The organism is Sphingomonas sp. HT-1, assembly GCF_048568905.1.
In the GTDB taxonomy this organism is placed as follows: Bacteria; Pseudomonadota; Alphaproteobacteria; order Sphingomonadales; family Sphingomonadaceae; genus Sphingomonas.
On record NZ_CP183770.1, the window covers coordinates 209,844 to 226,131 of the forward strand.

The window sequence follows — 16,288 nt, forward strand, 5'->3', positions numbered from 1 at the left end:
AGGCCGCCGGTCAGGCGAAATGAATCTCGAAGGCACTGGCGTGGCGCGTGGGCAGGTTGCCCGGCGGGGTGATCACCAGCGCCTGGTCGGTCTGGCGGAAGTCGACCGCGCCGCGGTGGCCGAGCAGGCGTACTTGACGCACCCGCCGCTTCTCGTGCCGGTTGCCGCGGGCGAGCGCCTTGATCGCCACGGGCCCCTTTGGCTCGCCGAGCGTGATCGCGTAGAGTAGCTCCCCCTTGGTGGTGAAGCGGATATCCTCGGGCGTATAGGCCGCCTTTTCCTGGAAAGCGCCTTCCTTGGCTTCGGTCGGGCCCTCGCCGAAGATGCGCCACGGGCGGGTGCCGTGGATCGCCGGGCCGTTCGCCGCCATCCAGGCGGCGAGTTCCGTCAGCAATTGCTCGGATTGCGGCGGCAGGCTGCCGTCGCCGCGCAGCACGACGTTCAGCAGCATGTTGCCGTTCTTCGAGACGATGTCCGCCAGCATCGTGATCACGTCGCTGGCCGATTTGTAGCGATCGTTTTCGCTGTAAAACCAGTCGCCGTTCGACGTGTCGGTCTGCCAGGGCAGGGGATTGATGCCGTTGAGCACGCCGCGTTCGACATCCTGGACACCCCAGGCCTGGTTGAACTCCCCTGAGCCGAGCGCCTTGTGGTTGTACACCGCCTCCAGCCTGCCGCTGCGGGCAATGCTGCTGTTGTAGAGGTGCGCCACCATCGCGCGGCCGATCTCGCCGAACGGCACGCCGCCATCCGAATAGAGCAGGTCGGGCTGATAATTGTCGATCAGGTCGCGGATGCGGGCGAACCAATGGCGCTGATATTCGGGGTTCTTGGTGTACCAGGTATCGGCATCGCCGAGGAACGGCTCGTCGCGATTACCGTGATACAGATCGACGAAACGCGGGTCGGCGCCATCATAGCGCTTGCCCATGCGCGGCCAGAACTGATCGTAGAGCTGGTTCGGATACCACCAGTTGTAGCTGGCGCCGAGGTGTTCGGACACGCCGAAGCGCAGGCCGCGGCGCTTGGCCGCCGCCTTGAGTTCGCCGACGATGTCGCGCTTCGGCCCCATCGCCACGGCGTTCCAGCGGTGATGGCGGGACTTCCACAGATCGAAATTGTCGTGGTGGACGCCCATGGATACGATATACTTTGCCCCTGCCGCTGCATAGCGACCGACCAGTGCCTCCGGATCGAACTTGGCAGCGGTCCAGAGCGGAATGATGTCCTTGTAGCCCTTTTCGGAAGGGTGGCCGTAGGTCTTGAGGTGGTGCTCGTAATGGGGATGGCCGGGCACGTACATGAAGCGCGCATACCAATCCCCCTGCGCAGGAACGGCTTGTGGGCCCCAATGCGCCCAGATGCCGAACTTGGCGTCGCGGAACCAGTCCGGCGTCCGGTAGGTGGAAAGCGACGCGCCGGTAGGCTTGAACGGCCCGGGTGCCGCCACCGGATCGACATCGGCGCCCGGCAGCTTCTGCCCCACCTGCGCCCGAGCGCGTCCCGCGCTTCCCACTGCCAAGGCGGTCGCGAACGAGCCGGCCAGAATCTCACGCTTGCTGAAGTTCGTCATCCGCTCCTCGGGTCATTTCGCAGCACCTTGGAGGCGCCCCCCTGTTACTGCTAGCATATTTGCAAACTGATTTTCATGTGGCAAGCGTATTCTTGCGTTCTGCCCGGCTCCGGCGGCTGAACGGTCGTCAGGAAGTCTCGTCCTTTCCACTTCTTAGCAACCTTCAACATCGGAATCCGATCATGAGCGACCGCCTGTTCGACCCTTCTCGCCGCACCGTTTTGTCGCTTGCCGCTGCCGCGCCATTGCTTTCGCAGGCGGCTCGCGCCGCCCCGGTTGCGACCGACCTGCCGGTTTCGGCCCGTGAGATGGGACTGGCGCCGCGCGAGATATTGCCGTTCGACAGCGGATGGCGGTTTGCCCTGGGGCATGGCAGCGATCCGGCCAAGGATTTCGACTTCGGCTATGGCCAGAGCGACTTCGCCAAGACTGGCGACTTCAAGCTCGCCAAGACCGATTTCGACGATAGCGGCTGGCGCGCGCTCGATCTTCCGCACGACTGGGCGGTCGAATTGCCATTTGTCCATGACGATCGCGGCAGCGGCGACGCCAACAATCGCGGCCATGGCTACAAGCCGCTGGGCCGGCGCTATCCGGAGACGAGTATTGGTTGGTACCGCCGCCGGTTCGATGTGCCGGCGAGCGACCGCGGCCGCCGCACCTGGATCGAGTTTGATGGCGCGATGCGCGATGCGATCCTATGGGTGAACGGCTGCTATATCGGCCGCCACAATGATGGCTACACGCCGTTCCGCTTCGACCTTACCGATTTCCTGCATTATGGCGGCGACAACATCGTCGTCGTGCGCGTCGATGCGTCGATGGGCGATGGCTGGTTCTACGAAGGCGCGGGCCTGTACCGCCATGTCTGGCTGACCAAGCACGATCCCGTCTATCTCGGGCGATGGGAAAGCGTGGTGCGGGCGACGCCGGAAGGGCGCGGCGCGACGCTCGACCTAGCGACCCTCGTCGCTAACGAAACCGATGCCGACACGCAGGCTGTGGTGGAATGGACCATCGCCGATGCTGCCGGGCAAGTGGTGGCGCGAGCCTCCGCGCCCGCGGTTCGTGTCGCGGCGGGCGGCACCGCCGAGAGCCAAGTCCACGCGACCCTGCCCGAGGCGAAGCTCTGGTCCGTGGAGACGCCGGCGCTCTATACCGCCACCGCACGGCTGGCAGCCGGCGGTAGCGTCCGCGACGTCGATCGCGTGACCTTTGGCGTGCGCAGCTTCCGTTTCGATGCCGATCGGGGCTTCTTTCTCAACGGCAAGTCACTGAAGCTGCAGGGCACCTGCAATCACCAGGACCATGCCGGCGTCGGCGCCGCGCTGCCCGACGCGATCCAGCGCTATCGGCTGAACGTACTACGCGAGATGGGGTGCAACGCAGTGCGCACCACCCACAACATGCCGACGCCCGAATGGGTCGAGGAATGCGATCGTGCCGGCGTGCTGGTGATGTGCGAGACGCGCCAGATGAGTTCCAATCCCGAGGCGATGGCGCAGTTGGAAGTTATGGTGAAGCGCTTCCGCAATGCGCCTTCCGTCATCATCTGGTCGATTGGCAACGAAGAATGGTTGTTGCAGAAGAAAATGGCCGAGCAGGGCAAGCCGATCGCCGCCGCCATGGTGCGCCGCTGTCATGCGCTCGATCCGACCCGGCCGGTGTCGGCGGCGGTCAACGACGACAACGAACAGGGGGTGAGCGACCCGCTCGATATCATCGGCTTCAACTATCATCAGGAATATCCCGAAGCCTATCATGCGAAGCATCCGACGCGCCCGATCTATGGCTCCGAAACGTCGAGCGCGATTTCGACACGCGGCGAATATGTCAGCGATCCGACCCGTAACACCGTCAACAGCTATGACGGCGTGGTCGGCTGGGGGAAGACTCCGGAAGACTGGTGGAAGCTGTATGGCGGCAAGCAATGGTCGGCCGGCGGTTTTGCCTGGACCGGCTTCGACTATCGCGGCGAGCCGACGCCCTATAGCTGGCCGTCGATCAACTCGCAGTTCGGCATCGTGGACATGTGCGGGTTCCCCAAGGATTATCACTATTATTACCGCGCCTGGTGGCGTTCCGAGCCGTCGCTGCACGTCTTTCCGCACTGGAACTGGGAAGGCCGCGAAGGCGAGACGGTGTCGGTGTGGGTCTATTCCAACTGTGACACCGTGGAATTGCTGCTCAACGGCCGCAGCATGGGCACGCAATCGGTGCCGCCGCTCGGCCATCTCGAATGGAAGGTGCCGTATCAGCCCGGTGCCATCGAGGCGCGAGGCCGCAAGGGCGGGCGGCTGCTGACCCAGCGGCGCGAGACCACCGGGCCGGCTCGTACGATCCGGCTGACTGCCGATCGCACGTTGATCCAAGGGGACGGCCGCGACGTGGCGATGCTGAAGGCCGAACTGCTCGATGCGCGGGGGCGGCCGATCCCGACGGCAATGGACAAGCTTGCCTTCACGATTCAGGGGCCGGGCGCGATTATCGGAGTTGGTAACGGCGATCCGAATTGCCTGGAAAGCGACAAGGAGCCGCGCCGGTCGCTGTTCAACGGGCTGGCGCAGATAATCGTGCAATCGACGGGACGACCGGGCACGATCACCGTCGCGGCGGTGGCGGACGGCGCCCGCGCCGAGCCGCTGTTGCCGGGCAAGCTGACGCTACGGGCGGCGCGCCCAATCGCCTGAGCGACGGGGGATCGCCGGCGGGAGGGGCGCAGGCGAAGTGCCGGTGGGCGTCCGCGTACGCTTACCGGCGCAGCGCCAGGATCTGCCCTTCCGCCAGCAGACGCTGGCGCAGGCTGGGATAGGACACGTCCTGCACCGACGTCTTGTTGGCGAGCGCGATATCGGCGGCGGCTGCTGCCGACTGGCCCAGGATCATGAAGACGGGCTCCATCCGGATCGTGCCATAGGCGATGTGCGAGGCCGAAAGCGCGACCGGCACCAACAGGTTTGTTGCCTCCGCACGCTTCGGCACGATCGCGTCATAGCTGATCGGATAGGCGTGGCCGACCCCGACCTCGATATTGCCTTCGTTGCGCGCGAAGCCCCGGGCATCGACGATGCGCTGGGTGTTGTGCGAATCCATCTGATAGGATCCCATGCCCACCGCTCGCGGAGTCGGGCGTAGACCACGCACCTCCGGCTCCGCCATTACGAAATCGGAGACCATCCGCCGCGCTTCGCGAACGTACATTTCCCGCGGCCAGCCGCCATTGGCGGTGAATTCGTCGCGGCACAGGCCCCAGCGGACCATCTCCGCACGCGTTTCGGCGGGCACCTTGGGGTCGTGCGCCATGAACCACAACAGGCCCTGCTGATAGCGGACATGTTCGCGCGCGATCGCGGCGCGCTCGGCGTCGCTGCCTTCGGGATAGCCATAGTTCATGCCGATATTGTCGGTGGAAAAGCCGCCGAAATTGTTCACATCGGCCTTGCCGTTCGGGATGCGATCGAATTTTTGGAAGAAGTTGCGGTAACCCGCGTCCATATAGCGCAGAAGCAGCGCATATTGCCCGGGATCATAGCCCGCCGGCTTGGGCAGCGGGATGCGGTTCGCGGCGACGTCGGTCAGGCATAGACGATAGGTATAGGCCTGGATCTTGCGATCGGCGCTGCCGTCCGGCGCAGGCTTCTCGGCGCTGATACGCGGCAGGAGGCCGCTGCCGGGATCGCCCGGCACCTTGTACGGATCGATATCGAGGGTGAACTGGTGGTTGGTGGATTTTCCCAGCTGCACGCCGTTCAGCGTCTCGCCATAGGTGGCATTGGCCTCGCGGCCGATTGTGTAAGAAATGCCGGCGGCGGCCATCAGATCGCCCTCGTAGCTCGCATCGATGAACATGCGGCCGGCGAAGCGTTGCCCCCCATTCGAGCGAAAGGCGACCAGTCTGGTGCCGGCCCGCTCGACGCTGCCGCGGGTGCGGTCGAGCGGCTGGCTACGCACCACTTGCACCCCCGCCTCGCGCACCCAGGTCTCCAGTATGCGTTCGGCGACCTTGGGTTCGAACTGCCACATGGCGCCGTCGTCGATGAAGTTCTCCGCCCGGGCCGGGCGCGGCGCATGGTTCCAGGCAGCAGGGTTGTCATAATGCCGCTTCACTCGGCGATAGAATTCCAGCGCCAGTCCGCCGATTGCGCGGTGGTTGCCGGTGTCGGACCAACTCAGCCCGTTGGTGGTCATTCCCCCCAAATACGCGTCCCTGCAGACCAGCGTGACGCTGCGCCCGAGCCTGCGGCCTTCGATCGCGGCGATCACGCCGCCGGCGGTGCAGCCATAGATGACGATGTCCGCAGCAGCGGGCACCACAGGTCGTGCACGCGCGGGGGAGGGCAGCGCGAGCAGCGCCGCCGACGCGAGGAGCAAGGGCCGCATGTCCATCACCACCTTCAAAAGGTTGCCGCTACGCCGAAGAAGATTCGGCGATCTTCGCGCGCGCTTGTGAGCAGCCGGGTCGGATCCTGCAGATACTGCCGGTCGATGGACCGGGTAAGGTTGATCGCCTCCACCGTCAGCCGCACCGTGCGGGTTAGGTTGAGCTGCGCCGAAGCGTCGAGCTGGCCTCGCGCTGCCGCATAGGAACTGCCGCCTGCCGCGGCGCTGCCCTGACCGAGCAAGTAGCTGGAGCGATAGATATAGGCGACGCGGGCGGAGAGCGTCTTGTCTTCGTAAAAGCCAATGAGGTTGTAGCTGTGCTTCGACAGCCCCGGCAGCGGCAGCCGGGCGCCGGTCGCTTCGTCGATCAGCGGCGTTTCGCTGTCGACATAGGTATAGTTCGCCTGCACGCCTAGGTTGCCCAAAGGCCCTGGCAGGAAGCGGAGCGACTGTTGATAGGCAAGCTCGACGCCCTTGATCTTGCCGGCGGCGCCGTTGACCGGCTGCGTGATCTGGAACACGCCATAGGCTTGGCCCGTGCTCGGATCGACCTGGTCGGACAGGCCGGGGATGAATTCGCTCTGCGTGCGGTTGAGCGTGAAGGAATCAACATTCTTGTAGAAGCCGGCGACGGTCAGCGCGCTGGAGGGCGCAAAATACCATTCAAGCGTCGCGTCGTACTGAGTGGCTTCGAACGGGCGCAGTGCGGGGTTGCCGCGCGATCCCGTGCGCGAGACGAATAGCGGCACAAAGCTGACCCCCACATCGCTCAGGCTCGGCCGGGCGACGACCTTCGCCGCAGCGAGGCGGAAGGTGAGGTTGCGAAGCAGGTCGAGCGACGCGTTGGCGCTCGGCAGCCAATAGCCGAACCGCGACTTGGACGCAGTGGGCTGGGTATCCGAAAGGTAACCCGAGGAGATCCGCTCGAATGTGATGTAGCGAACGCCGGCGTTGCCGGTGAGCGGCATCGATCCGATCGTCGTTTCGACATTGCCCTTGGCATAGAAGGCCAAGGTGTCCTGAGTCACGTCCTTGATCGAGACCCGCCCGAACGGGATCGTGTCCGCGCGCGGGACCGGCAGGCCAAAGGCCGCACGTGCTGCCTCTTTGTCGGTCGTGCCGCCCAGGATATCGCGGGGAAACTCGCCGGGCACGCCGGGATAGAAACTTCCCTGCTGGTTGTCGTACACCAGCCCGGGCAGCTCATCGACGGTCAGGATTCCGTCGCCATTCTTGTCGCCGCGCGACAACAGGCTGGCCGCCGTCGGGATGTTCTGCGGCGCTTCGGAATAGAATTGGATCGACTCATATCGGCTGCCGACCTCTACCGACCGCAGCGGGCCGAAATCGGTGCGGATCGTGAAGTCCACGCGTCCGTCATAGCCGCTATTGTCGGTGCGGAAGTCGTTCTCGAAGATTGAGGCAAGCTGATACTGCGTCGGATCGTTCAGGTTGAAGTTGGACGCGAGCGACAGGTCCGGCACGGTGCCGCGCCTGGAAAAGTCGATCGTGGCGTTGGCGGTGCGCCCGGTACGCGGCACCACCACATAGGTGAAGGACGCACCTGGCCCGCCATCGGTGCCCAGCCCCTTGGCATAGGACGCATCGGCCTTCACCGTCACCACGTCGCCCTCATATTTGGTCGAGACGCCGATATTGGTCGATTTGAACTCGGTCGGCTCGTCATAGATCAGCGGCCGTACGGTCACGCCGGTATAGGTCGAGCGCACCACCGTGCCATTGGCGTCAGCCACGGCGCCCACGTCATTGTCGTTGAAGAGGATCTGGTAGTTGGCGCTCTGCCGCTCGCGTTTCAGCCGGGTGTACGTGCCGTCGAGGATCATCTCCCAGCGCTCGCTTGGGCGATATTGGATCGAGCTGTTCAGCGTCAGCCGTTCCTCGGCGCGATCATAGATGCGGGCCATGTAGCGGTTGGGGCGGTACAGGCCGGGATCGTTCACCCCGTCGCCATTGCCGTCGATATTGTTGGTGCGGGTCCAGCCGCCGGTATCGAACGAATAGCCGCGGGTGTGTGTGTTCGAATAGGCCGCGCTGGCCAAGATACCGAACGTATCCCCGAACGTCTTCGACACCAGCGCGGAGCCGCGATAGCCGAGGTGATCGGCCTGATCGGTATAGGCGCCCTGCAGGCGCCCGCTGACAACGAAGTCGGCGAGTTCGAGCGGCCGCTTGGTCTTGAGGTTGACGGTAGCGCCCAGCGCGCCCTCCGGCATGTCCGCTGTGGGCGATTTCGACACGACGATACTGGAGATGATCTCCGGGCTTACGGATTCGAGTGACGCGCTGCCGCCGGCGCCAGGGCCCAGGAAGGTGCGGCCGTTGATCTCCAGCCGGTTCTGCGAAATGCCGCGCACAGTGAAATTCGATCCATCGCCCTCGCGACGGGTGATTTGTACGCCGGTGATACGACTCATGGATTCGGCGACATTCTGGTCGGGAAGCTTGCCGATATCCTGCGCGGTGATGACGTCGACGATGTTGCCGGCAGCGCGCTTGACGTTGATCGATTGCTGCAGCGACGCGCGGATGCCGGTGACGACGATCTCCTCCGGCTCCGGCTGAGCTTCCTGCGGCGCGGGCTCGGCGGCGACCTGCATCGACGCCGGCTCGATCTGCGCAGTCGCAGGGGTGAATGCGACACGTTCACTCGTTGCACGGCGGCGCAGGACGATCGCGCCGCCAGCACGCACCGGCACCAGATCGGTCCCATCAAGCAGCAGGCGCAGCGCCGAGGCGACGTCGAACGAGCCCTTCACTCGGTTGACGCGAAGGTTCGCCGTCAGGGGGCCGGGGACAAGGATCTGGATGCCGGCCTGATGCGCGAATTGCGGAATACCGGTCCGGGCGGGTTGCGCCGATACGTCGAACTGGCGGGTCTGGGCCGTCGCTGCAGTCGGCAGGGTGGACGCCAGCACGACAGCGGCGGTGCCGAGCATGTGAGAACGCACGGAAAACATGGGTGAAGCCTCTCCCTTTGTCGGCGCTTTCTGTTCCGAAGCGCTCACCCGATACGAGCCGGCGTCGCCGCGATTCCGTCAGTGCTGCTCGACTTTTTTCCGCGCTAGGCGGATTTCTTGCGGCGTCGTGGTCACGTGCGCATCGAACGACGTGGCCAGCGTCGCCGCGAAATCTTCGGGCTTGTCGATCTGAAACAGGCCGACCAGCCGCTCCTGCGCAAGATCCTGATCTTCCACCACCAGCTGCTGGCGGTTGTATCGATTGAACTGCGCCACCGCGTAGGCGACGGTTTCGTTCTCAAGTGAGATTTCGCCGCTGCGCCAGGCCAGTGCGCGTGCGATCGCGGTGGGGGCGGTGCCGACCACCGGGGCTGCCACGCCGGCGTGAAAGCGCGCGAACTGACCGGCCTCGATAATCGTCATCGCGCCGCTGGCACCGGCCGGCCACACCGCGACGGTGCCCTCGGTGACGGCGACCTCCACTCCCTGATCGCGCCGCTCCACCGAAAAAGCCGTGCCCACGGCCCGCACCATCGCGATACCGGCATCGACGACAAAGGGGCGAGCGCGGTCCTTCGCGACCTGGAACCAGGCCTGGCCATGATCGATCGATACGCGTCTGATGTCGCGCTCCAGCGTCACATGCAGCGCGCTGTCGGTGTTGATCATCGCGACCGACCCGTCGGCAAGCGGCAGGCGCCGTATCTCGCCACGCGCCGTCTCGACCCGATCGCCGCGCCAAACCTGCCAGCTAAACAGGCCGGCAATGCTCGCTGCCAGGGCTCCGGCCCCCGCGGCAAGCAGCTTGCGCCGGTTGCTGAACCCGGGCACCGACCTCGTGTGGACTCCTTGCGGAGCGAGGGCTTGGTCAACAAGGCTCAATCCGGCCATGGCGCGCAGCAACGCCCCGGCATGGGCGGGATCTTCCGCCAGCCACGCCTGCAGCGCGGCCTCGTCCGCCGCATCGAGCGGATGACGCAGCGCCCATTCGGCAGCCTGTTGCTCAACGCGATCGGACATGGGCTTTGCCATCCTGCATCGAGGGCGTGACGTCCGTCGGCTCGGTAACCATCCGCAGGATGGCGCGCAGGCTGCGACTGGCGTCATTTTCGACCACCGCTTCGCTCACTCCCAGCCGCGCGGCTATTTCTTTCTGGCTGAGGCCTTCTACTCGGCGCAGCAGGAAGATCCGACGCGCCCGCTCGGAAAGTGTGCCCAGCGCGCTGCGGACCCGATCGAGTTCCTGCCGCCCCGCAGCGATCCGATCGGGTAGGGGCAGGTCGCTCGCCAATTCGCTGCCTTCACCTTCCGCGATCGGCTCGATCCGCACGACGCGCGCACGTCGCCGCTGGCGATGGGCGAGGTTGCGCGCCATGGTGAATAGATAGGCGCGCGGTTCGGCGATGTGCGTAACGTCCGAGAGCTGAGATAGCCGGCAATAGCATTCCTGCACGATATCCTCCACGTCGTCGGCCGCCATCACACGCGACCGCAACCAGCTGCGCAGGTCACGTTCGTGCGGCAGGATCTCGCGTCCCACCCATTCCGCCAGCGCCGTCCGTTCCGTGGCCGCTCTCCTCTCCTGCGCGTTCGAGTCCCCAGGATCGCGTTTCCTTCATCATCCTGCCGCAAATCCGTTCAGACGCTGAGGCTAACCGGCACCGACTCTCTCTCGGCCTGCCCTCAGCCAGCGGGGAACAGTGCCGAAAGGCTCGCTGCAAGGTCCGCACTGCGGAAAGGCTTGGTCAGCCGAGGAAGATCCGACGCAATGCCCTCCGCATCGGCATAGCCTGAAACGATCAGAACCGGCAGGCTTGGGTGCATCAACCGCGCCTCGCGCGCCAGGTCCGCGCCGCTCATGCCCGGCATCAGATGATCGGTAATGAGCAGTTCGGGCACCGTACCGGACCGGAGCAGGGCCAATGCTTCCTCCGCCGATCCGACTTCGACGACTTCGAATCCCAGATCGTTGAGCATGTCTGCCGTGCTCATCCGCACCAGAGCCTCATCGTCGACCAGCAGCGCAAGGCCCCGTCCGACCGGACGTTCGGCGCGCTCGGAAGATTGCTCCTGCTCCTGCACCGGGAGCGCGCTGATCGGCAGCCAGAGCGTCACGTCCGTACCCGCGCCCGGTTCGCTGTCGATCGTCAGCCCGCCGCCAAGCTGCGCAGTCAGGCCGTGCACCATCGACAGGCCGAGCCCCGTTCCCTTGCCGATCCCCTTGGTCGAGAAGAACGGCTCCACCGCGCGCGTCAGTGTCGCTGCGTCCATTCCCGCGCCGGTATCGCGAACGCTCAGCCGTACGTAATGGCCGGGTTTCAACCCGGCAGCATGGGCGACGCGCACGCTTTTCCTGTCGGCAGCGATGGTGAGCTGTCCACCCCGCGGCATCGCGTCGCGGGCGTTCACCGCCAGGTTCAGCAACGCCATTTCCAGCTGATTGGCGTCCGCCACCGCCGGCGGCAGATCAGGGGCCAACTCGACGCGCACATCGATGTTCGGTCCCACCGTGGACTCGACCAGCCCTGCCATTTCGCCGACCAGCGTGACCAGATCGACCGCGGCAGGTTGCAGCGGCTGGCGTCGTGCGAATGCAAGCAGGCGCTGGACCAGCGTTTTTGCCCGCTCGGCCGATTGCAGCGCCCCGTCGATCAGGCGTCGCTCGCGTTCGCTGCCGACGCCCTTGCGCACCAGCATGTCCAGCGAGCCGATGATGGGCGTGAGAAGATTGTTGAAGTCATGCGCCACCCCGCCAGTGAGGCTGCCCATTGCTTCCATCTTTTGGCTTTGGCGCAGCGCTTCCTGCGCGGCCTGCAACTCGGCTTCGCGAGCCTTGGCGTGGCTGAGGTCGCGGCCGACGGCGATGAAGTTCACGCCATCCGGCTCCGGCGTCACCGTCCATTCGATGGCTTTCCAGGTACCTCCGGCGGTAGCAATGCGATTTTCGAAACGTGTCGGGAGGCGGGTCTCCTGCATGCGCTGGATCGCGGCGAGGGTTGGAGGCGCATCGTCCGGGTGCATGAAGGTGGCGTAGCCCCGGGTGAGCAGTTCCTGCTCGCCCCAGCCAAGCACCTGCCCCCACGCCGGGCTGACCGCCGACATCATGCCGCTATAATCCGCCCGCGCGAGCATGTCCTGCGACAGGTTCCACAGCCGGTCGCGCTCCGCCGAACGCGCCGCGACCTGCGCCTCCAGCGTTTCGTTCAGCTTGCGGACCGCTGCTTCGGCAAGCTTGCGGTCATGGATGTCGACCGATGCGCCGAACCACCGCACGATCTCCTTCGTCAACGGATCGCGATACGGCTCCCCGCGGACCAGGAACCAGCGATAATCTCCCGCTGCCGAGCGGATCCGGTGTTCGACGAGAAAGGTCGTGCCGGTCTGGCGTGCCTGATCGAACGCCGTCATCGTCACCGCGGCGTCTTCGGGGTGGATATGCTCGGCTGCGACGGCGGCAGCCGTCGTGTGATGATATTCGGACCCGGTATAGTCGGACCAGTGCTTATTGAAGAACTCCGTCCGGCCTTCCGCATCGGTGATCCAGATGATCTGCGGCACCGCATCCGCCATCAGCCGGAACTGGGCTTCGCTGGCGCGCAGAGCCGTCTCCGTCTCCTTGCGGTCGTGGATGTCGATCGAGCTGCCGACCCAGGTCGTGATCGCGCCCGTTGCGTCGCGAATCGGCTCCGCCCGTGCGACAAACCACCGATAGGCGTCGTCATGCCGCCGATAGCGGACCTCCATCTCATAGGTGGTGCCGTTCGCCCGGGCCTCAGCCCAATGCTCGGCCGTGGCTGCCACGTCGTCGGGGTGCAGCCTGTCCGTCCAGCCATTGGGCAACGCCTGTGCCTCGGTTTGGCCCGTATAATCGTACCAACGCTGGTTGAAATAGTTGAGCTCGCCGTTCGGCTCGGCGAACCAGACAAAGGTAGGCAGCGCGTCGGTACGCCGCCGCAGCCTGGCCTCGCTGTCGCGCTGCCGCTCCTCGGCCATCCGCCGCTCGTCGATGTCGATGACGGAGCCGACATAGCCGAGATAGGAGCCGTCATCGCCGAAGCGCGGTGCGGCGGTATCGAGCGCCCAGCGATACCTGCCGTCGGCGCCCCGCAGCCGATATTCGACGCGGAACGACGCCCGTGCCGCGTTGGCCTCACGAAACGCGCGCTCGGCTTCGTCGCGGTCGTCGGGATGGGTGGCCTCCAGCCAGCCATAGCCTTCCGCCTCCTGCGGCGCCTGGCCGGTGAAATCATACCAGGCGCGGTTCAGATAGGTGCAATAGCCGCTCGGGGCCGTCACCCACATCATCACCGGTGCATGATCGGCCATGTTGCGGAAGCGGGCCTCGCTTTCGCGCACCGCCTGTTCGGCGCGGATTCGGGGGGTGGTTTCCGTACACGCGCAGAACATGCCGGCAATCGCGCCGCTGTCATCATGGACCGGCGAGTAGGAGAAGGTGAACCAGGTCTGCTCGGCATAGCCGTGGCGGCGCATCAGCAGCGGCAGATCCTGCCGATAGGTTGCCTCACCTGCCATCGCGGCGTCGATCAGGGGCGAAATGTCTGCCCAGATTTCGGGCCAGATCGCGTCGAAGCGCTGGCCAAGTGCCTTCGGGTGCTTGTCTGCCAGGATGCCGGTATAGGCATCGTTGTAAAGGAAGCCGAGTTCGGGACCCCAGGCGACGAACATCGGAAACTTCGACGCCAGCATAAGGCCGACGACCAAGCGCAGCGCGTTCGGCCACGCCTCGGGCGGACCTAACGGGGATGTCGACCAGTCGCGAGAGCGCATCAGCCCGGCGATCTCGCCTTCGTCATCGAGAAAGTGGAGGTGAAGGGCCGCGGTAGAAGCGCTCATAAAATCCTTGTCTGCAGATGCCCTATCACAGGTTCGCGCATGAACAAGCGAAGGCGCTTTCCTTTCCCGCGCACTATCTCACAGCGCCCCGGCAGGGACCAACCCGGTCTTTGCTGCGCGGTTCCGGGGGGGGCGATTGACAGGGCGGATTCGCAATGGCTGTTTCAGGCACGCGACTATGCCAGGAGACGTCAGGTGAATCGATGCATCGGTCGCAGTCGTCGAAGGCGAAAGCATGCGGGCCGGCAGGTGTTGCCATGACCGAGGCGACCATCGATCCTGCGGTGCCGGCGCGGCCGCAGCCGGTCTCGCTGGGCCAGGCATTCGGCGTTTGGCTCCGGATCGCGCTGCTGTCGTTCGGCGGCCCGGCCGGGCAGATCGCCGTAATGCACCGCATCCTCGTGAACGAGAAGCGTTGGATCGGGGAGCAGCGGTTCTTGCACGCGCTCAACTATTGCATGCTGCTGCCCAGCCCCGAGGCGCAGCAGCTCGCAACCTATATTGGCTGGCTGATGCACCGAACGATCGGCGGAATCGTTGCGGGCGTGCTGTTCATCCTGCCAGGCGCGGCAGCGATCCTGATGCTCAGCTGGATCTATGTGCTCTACGGGCGGGTCGGGATCGTCTCGGGCCTGCTATTCGGCCTCAAGGCCGCAGTGTTGGCGGTGGTGGTGGAAGCCGTGGTTCGCATCGGCCGGCGGGCGCTGACGACGGTGCCGGCGCGCGTACTGGCCGTCGCCGCGTTCGTGTTGATCTTCTTCCTCGGCGCGCCGTTCCCGCTGATCGTGTTCGGCGCCGGCCTGGTCGGCTGGTGGTCCGGCAGGCGGGGACAGGCGGCGTTCCGCGGCGGTGGTCACGGCGCCTCGCGCGGCGGCACCCTAGCCGATGCCGACACGCTGCTGGGTGAGGAATTGCCCGCGCATGCGCGGCCCACCCGGCGGCAGACACTGTTGACGGCGGCGATATGGCTGGTCCTGTGGCTCACCCCCGTCGCCGGGCTGCTGATCGCGCTCGGCCCCGACAATGTGTTCAGCCGCATCGCCACTTTTTTCTCAACCCTGGCGATGGTGACGTTCGGGGGCGCGTATGCCGTGCTCGCCCATGTCGCGCAGCAGGCGGTAGGGCAATATGGCTGGCTGCGCCCGGCCGAGATGCTTGACGGGCTGGGTATGGCCGAGACGACGCCGGGCCCGCTGATCATGGTGCTGCAGTTCGTCGGCTTCTTGGGTGCCTATCGCGATCCGGCCGGGCTATCGCCGCTGCTGGCGGGAACGCTTGGCGGATTGCTGGCGACCTGGGTCACGTTCGTGCCCTGCTTCCTGTGGATCTTCCTCGGCGCGCCATTCATCGAACGCCTGCGGGGCAATGCGGCGGTTGCCGGGGCCCTTTCCGCGATCACCGCCGGCGTGGTGGGGGTGGTGCTCAATCTGGCGGTGTGGTTCGCGCTGCACACGCTGTTCCGCCAGACGGAGCCGGTCCGCCTTGGGCCGATCCGGTTCGATGCGCCGGTGCTCGACAGCATGGACCCCTGGGCGATGCTGCTCGCCGGCACTGCCATCGCCGCCATTTTCTTCCTGCGCGCCAGCGTACTGCTGACGCTGGCTGGCGCCGCCGGGGCGGGTGTGGCGCTGCACCTGTCGGGCATTATCGCCTGAAGACCAAGCGCGCGGATGGACCGGAACCGTTCGCAGCGGAGCCGCGTCAACGGCAGATCAGCATCGCGGCCGTACGGACGGGATGCCGGCGACGGCGATGCTCGACAGGTCGGAGGCCGGATCGACGGGCACGCCTGCCTGCTTCCGCTCCGAATAGCGGTCGACCAACCGGGCGGTGTGAGGCCGGAGCAGAACGGTGAAACGCACCAGTTCCTCCATCACGTCGACAATGCGATCATAATAGCTCGAAGCCCGCATGCGGCCCACCTCGTCAAATTCCTTGTACGCCATCGCGACCGACGACTGGTTGGGGATGGTGAACATCCGCATCCACCGTCCGAGCAGGCGCAGCGTGTTCACGGCGTTGAACGATTGCGACCCGCCCGAGACTTGCATCACTGCCAGCGTTCGCCCCTGGGTGGGCCGCATCCCCTTCATTTCCAGCGGCAGATGATCGATCTGCGCCTTCATGATGCTGGTGATCTGGCCGTGCCGTTCCGGGCTGCACCACACCTGGCCTTCCGACCAGAGGGCCAGCTCGCGCAGTTCGTGCACGGCGGGGTGATCGTCGCCCGCCACCTGATCGGGCAGGGGCAGGCTGGAGGGATCAAAAATGCGCGTCTCTGCCCCGAACAGACGAAGCAGCCGGGCTGCTTCCTCGACCGCCAGGCGCGAAAAGGAGCGCGCCCGCAGCGAGCCGTACAGCAGCAGAATCCGCGGCGCCGGATCGAGCGCGCCCAGCCCCAGCGCAGGCCGTTGGCGAATATAGGCGGGATCGAGCGCCGGCAGATGATCGGGATCGGCAAGGGTTCGCAGCGGCATCAGGGTTCCTCCATGAAAGCGGCGGT

Annotated in this window: 9 protein-coding genes; 2 read left to right on the top strand and 7 right to left on the bottom strand. The window is 65.5% G+C overall.

The features are described from left to right. Window positions 1–10: 10 nt before the first annotated feature. A complete protein-coding gene (locus tag ACNFJ7_RS01110; protein WP_019370522.1) occupies window positions 11–1,573 on the bottom strand; it encodes an alpha-L-fucosidase in 1,563 nt (520 codons plus the stop codon). A gap of 182 nt (window positions 1,574–1,755) precedes the next feature. On the opposite strand from ACNFJ7_RS01110, the gene galA reads away from it, so the two are divergent. After that, window positions 1,756–4,263 carry a beta-galactosidase GalA gene (galA, locus tag ACNFJ7_RS01115; RefSeq protein ID WP_019370521.1) on the top strand — a complete coding sequence of 836 codons (2,508 nt, stop codon included), beginning with the start codon at window positions 1,756–1,758 and terminating at the stop codon, window positions 4,261–4,263. 61 nt (window positions 4,264–4,324) lie between these two features. Here the strand turns inward: galA and ACNFJ7_RS01120 are convergent, their stop codons facing one another. The 5 genes from ACNFJ7_RS01120 to ACNFJ7_RS01140 form a co-directional block, all read right to left on the bottom strand. After that, entirely contained in the window at window positions 4,325–5,953 is a 1,629-nt protein-coding gene (locus ACNFJ7_RS01120; protein WP_050990199.1) for an FAD-dependent oxidoreductase, read from the bottom strand. A 14-nt stretch (window positions 5,954–5,967) separates the two neighbouring features. Then, on the bottom strand, window positions 5,968–8,931 hold the full coding sequence (locus ACNFJ7_RS01125) for a TonB-dependent receptor (protein ID WP_152997760.1): 2,964 nt from the start codon (window positions 8,929–8,931) through the stop codon (window positions 5,968–5,970). A gap of 78 nt (window positions 8,932–9,009) precedes the next feature. Continuing rightward, on the bottom strand, window positions 9,010–9,951 hold the full coding sequence (locus ACNFJ7_RS01130) for a FecR family protein (protein ID WP_019370518.1): 942 nt from the start codon (window positions 9,949–9,951) through the stop codon (window positions 9,010–9,012). Further along, a complete protein-coding gene (locus ACNFJ7_RS01135) occupies window positions 9,935–10,471 on the bottom strand; it encodes an RNA polymerase sigma factor (protein ID WP_019370517.1) in 537 nt (178 codons plus the stop codon). Before ACNFJ7_RS01135 ends, ACNFJ7_RS01130 begins: the two co-directional genes overlap by 17 nt. A gap of 143 nt (window positions 10,472–10,614) precedes the next feature. Further along, window positions 10,615–13,785, bottom strand: a complete 3,171-nt coding sequence (locus ACNFJ7_RS01140) for a PAS domain S-box protein (protein ID WP_019370516.1) — start codon at window positions 13,783–13,785, stop codon at window positions 10,615–10,617. Window positions 13,786–14,042: 257 nt separating this feature from the next. On the opposite strand from ACNFJ7_RS01140, the gene chrA reads away from it, so the two are divergent. Next, window positions 14,043–15,440: a chromate efflux transporter gene (gene chrA, locus ACNFJ7_RS01145; protein WP_019370515.1), complete on the top strand. Its 1,398-nt coding sequence runs from the start codon at window positions 14,043–14,045 to the stop codon at window positions 15,438–15,440. A 57-nt stretch (window positions 15,441–15,497) separates the two neighbouring features. On the opposite strand, the gene arsH is transcribed toward chrA, so the two are convergent. Further along, complete coding sequence (gene arsH, locus ACNFJ7_RS01150; RefSeq protein ID WP_019370514.1) at window positions 15,498–16,262, bottom strand: arsenical resistance protein ArsH; 765 nt, start codon at window positions 16,260–16,262, stop codon at window positions 15,498–15,500. Between the last annotated feature and the right edge of the window lie 26 nt (window positions 16,263–16,288).

What these genes read in the sequence shown, in the direction of transcription:
- ACNFJ7_RS01110 (WP_019370522.1), bottom strand. Translation starts at nt 1,573, where the DNA reads ATGACGAACTTCAGCAAGCGTGAGATTCTGGCCGGCTCGTTCGCGACC.
- galA (WP_019370521.1), top strand. Translation starts at nt 1,756, where the DNA reads ATGAGCGACCGCCTGTTCGACCCTTCTCGCCGCACCGTTTTGTCGCTT.
- ACNFJ7_RS01120 (WP_050990199.1), bottom strand. Translation starts at nt 5,953, where the DNA reads ATGCGGCCCTTGCTCCTCGCGTCGGCGGCGCTGCTCGCGCTGCCCTCC.
- ACNFJ7_RS01125 (WP_152997760.1), bottom strand. Translation starts at nt 8,931, where the DNA reads ATGTTTTCCGTGCGTTCTCACATGCTCGGCACCGCCGCTGTCGTGCTG.
- ACNFJ7_RS01130 (WP_019370518.1), bottom strand. Translation starts at nt 9,951, where the DNA reads ATGTCCGATCGCGTTGAGCAACAGGCTGCCGAATGGGCGCTGCGTCAT.
- ACNFJ7_RS01140 (WP_019370516.1), bottom strand. Translation starts at nt 13,785, where the DNA reads ATGAGCGCTTCTACCGCGGCCCTTCACCTCCACTTTCTCGATGACGAA.
- chrA (WP_019370515.1), top strand. Translation starts at nt 14,043, where the DNA reads ATGACCGAGGCGACCATCGATCCTGCGGTGCCGGCGCGGCCGCAGCCG.
- arsH (WP_019370514.1), bottom strand. Translation starts at nt 16,262, where the DNA reads ATGCCGCTGCGAACCCTTGCCGATCCCGATCATCTGCCGGCGCTCGAT.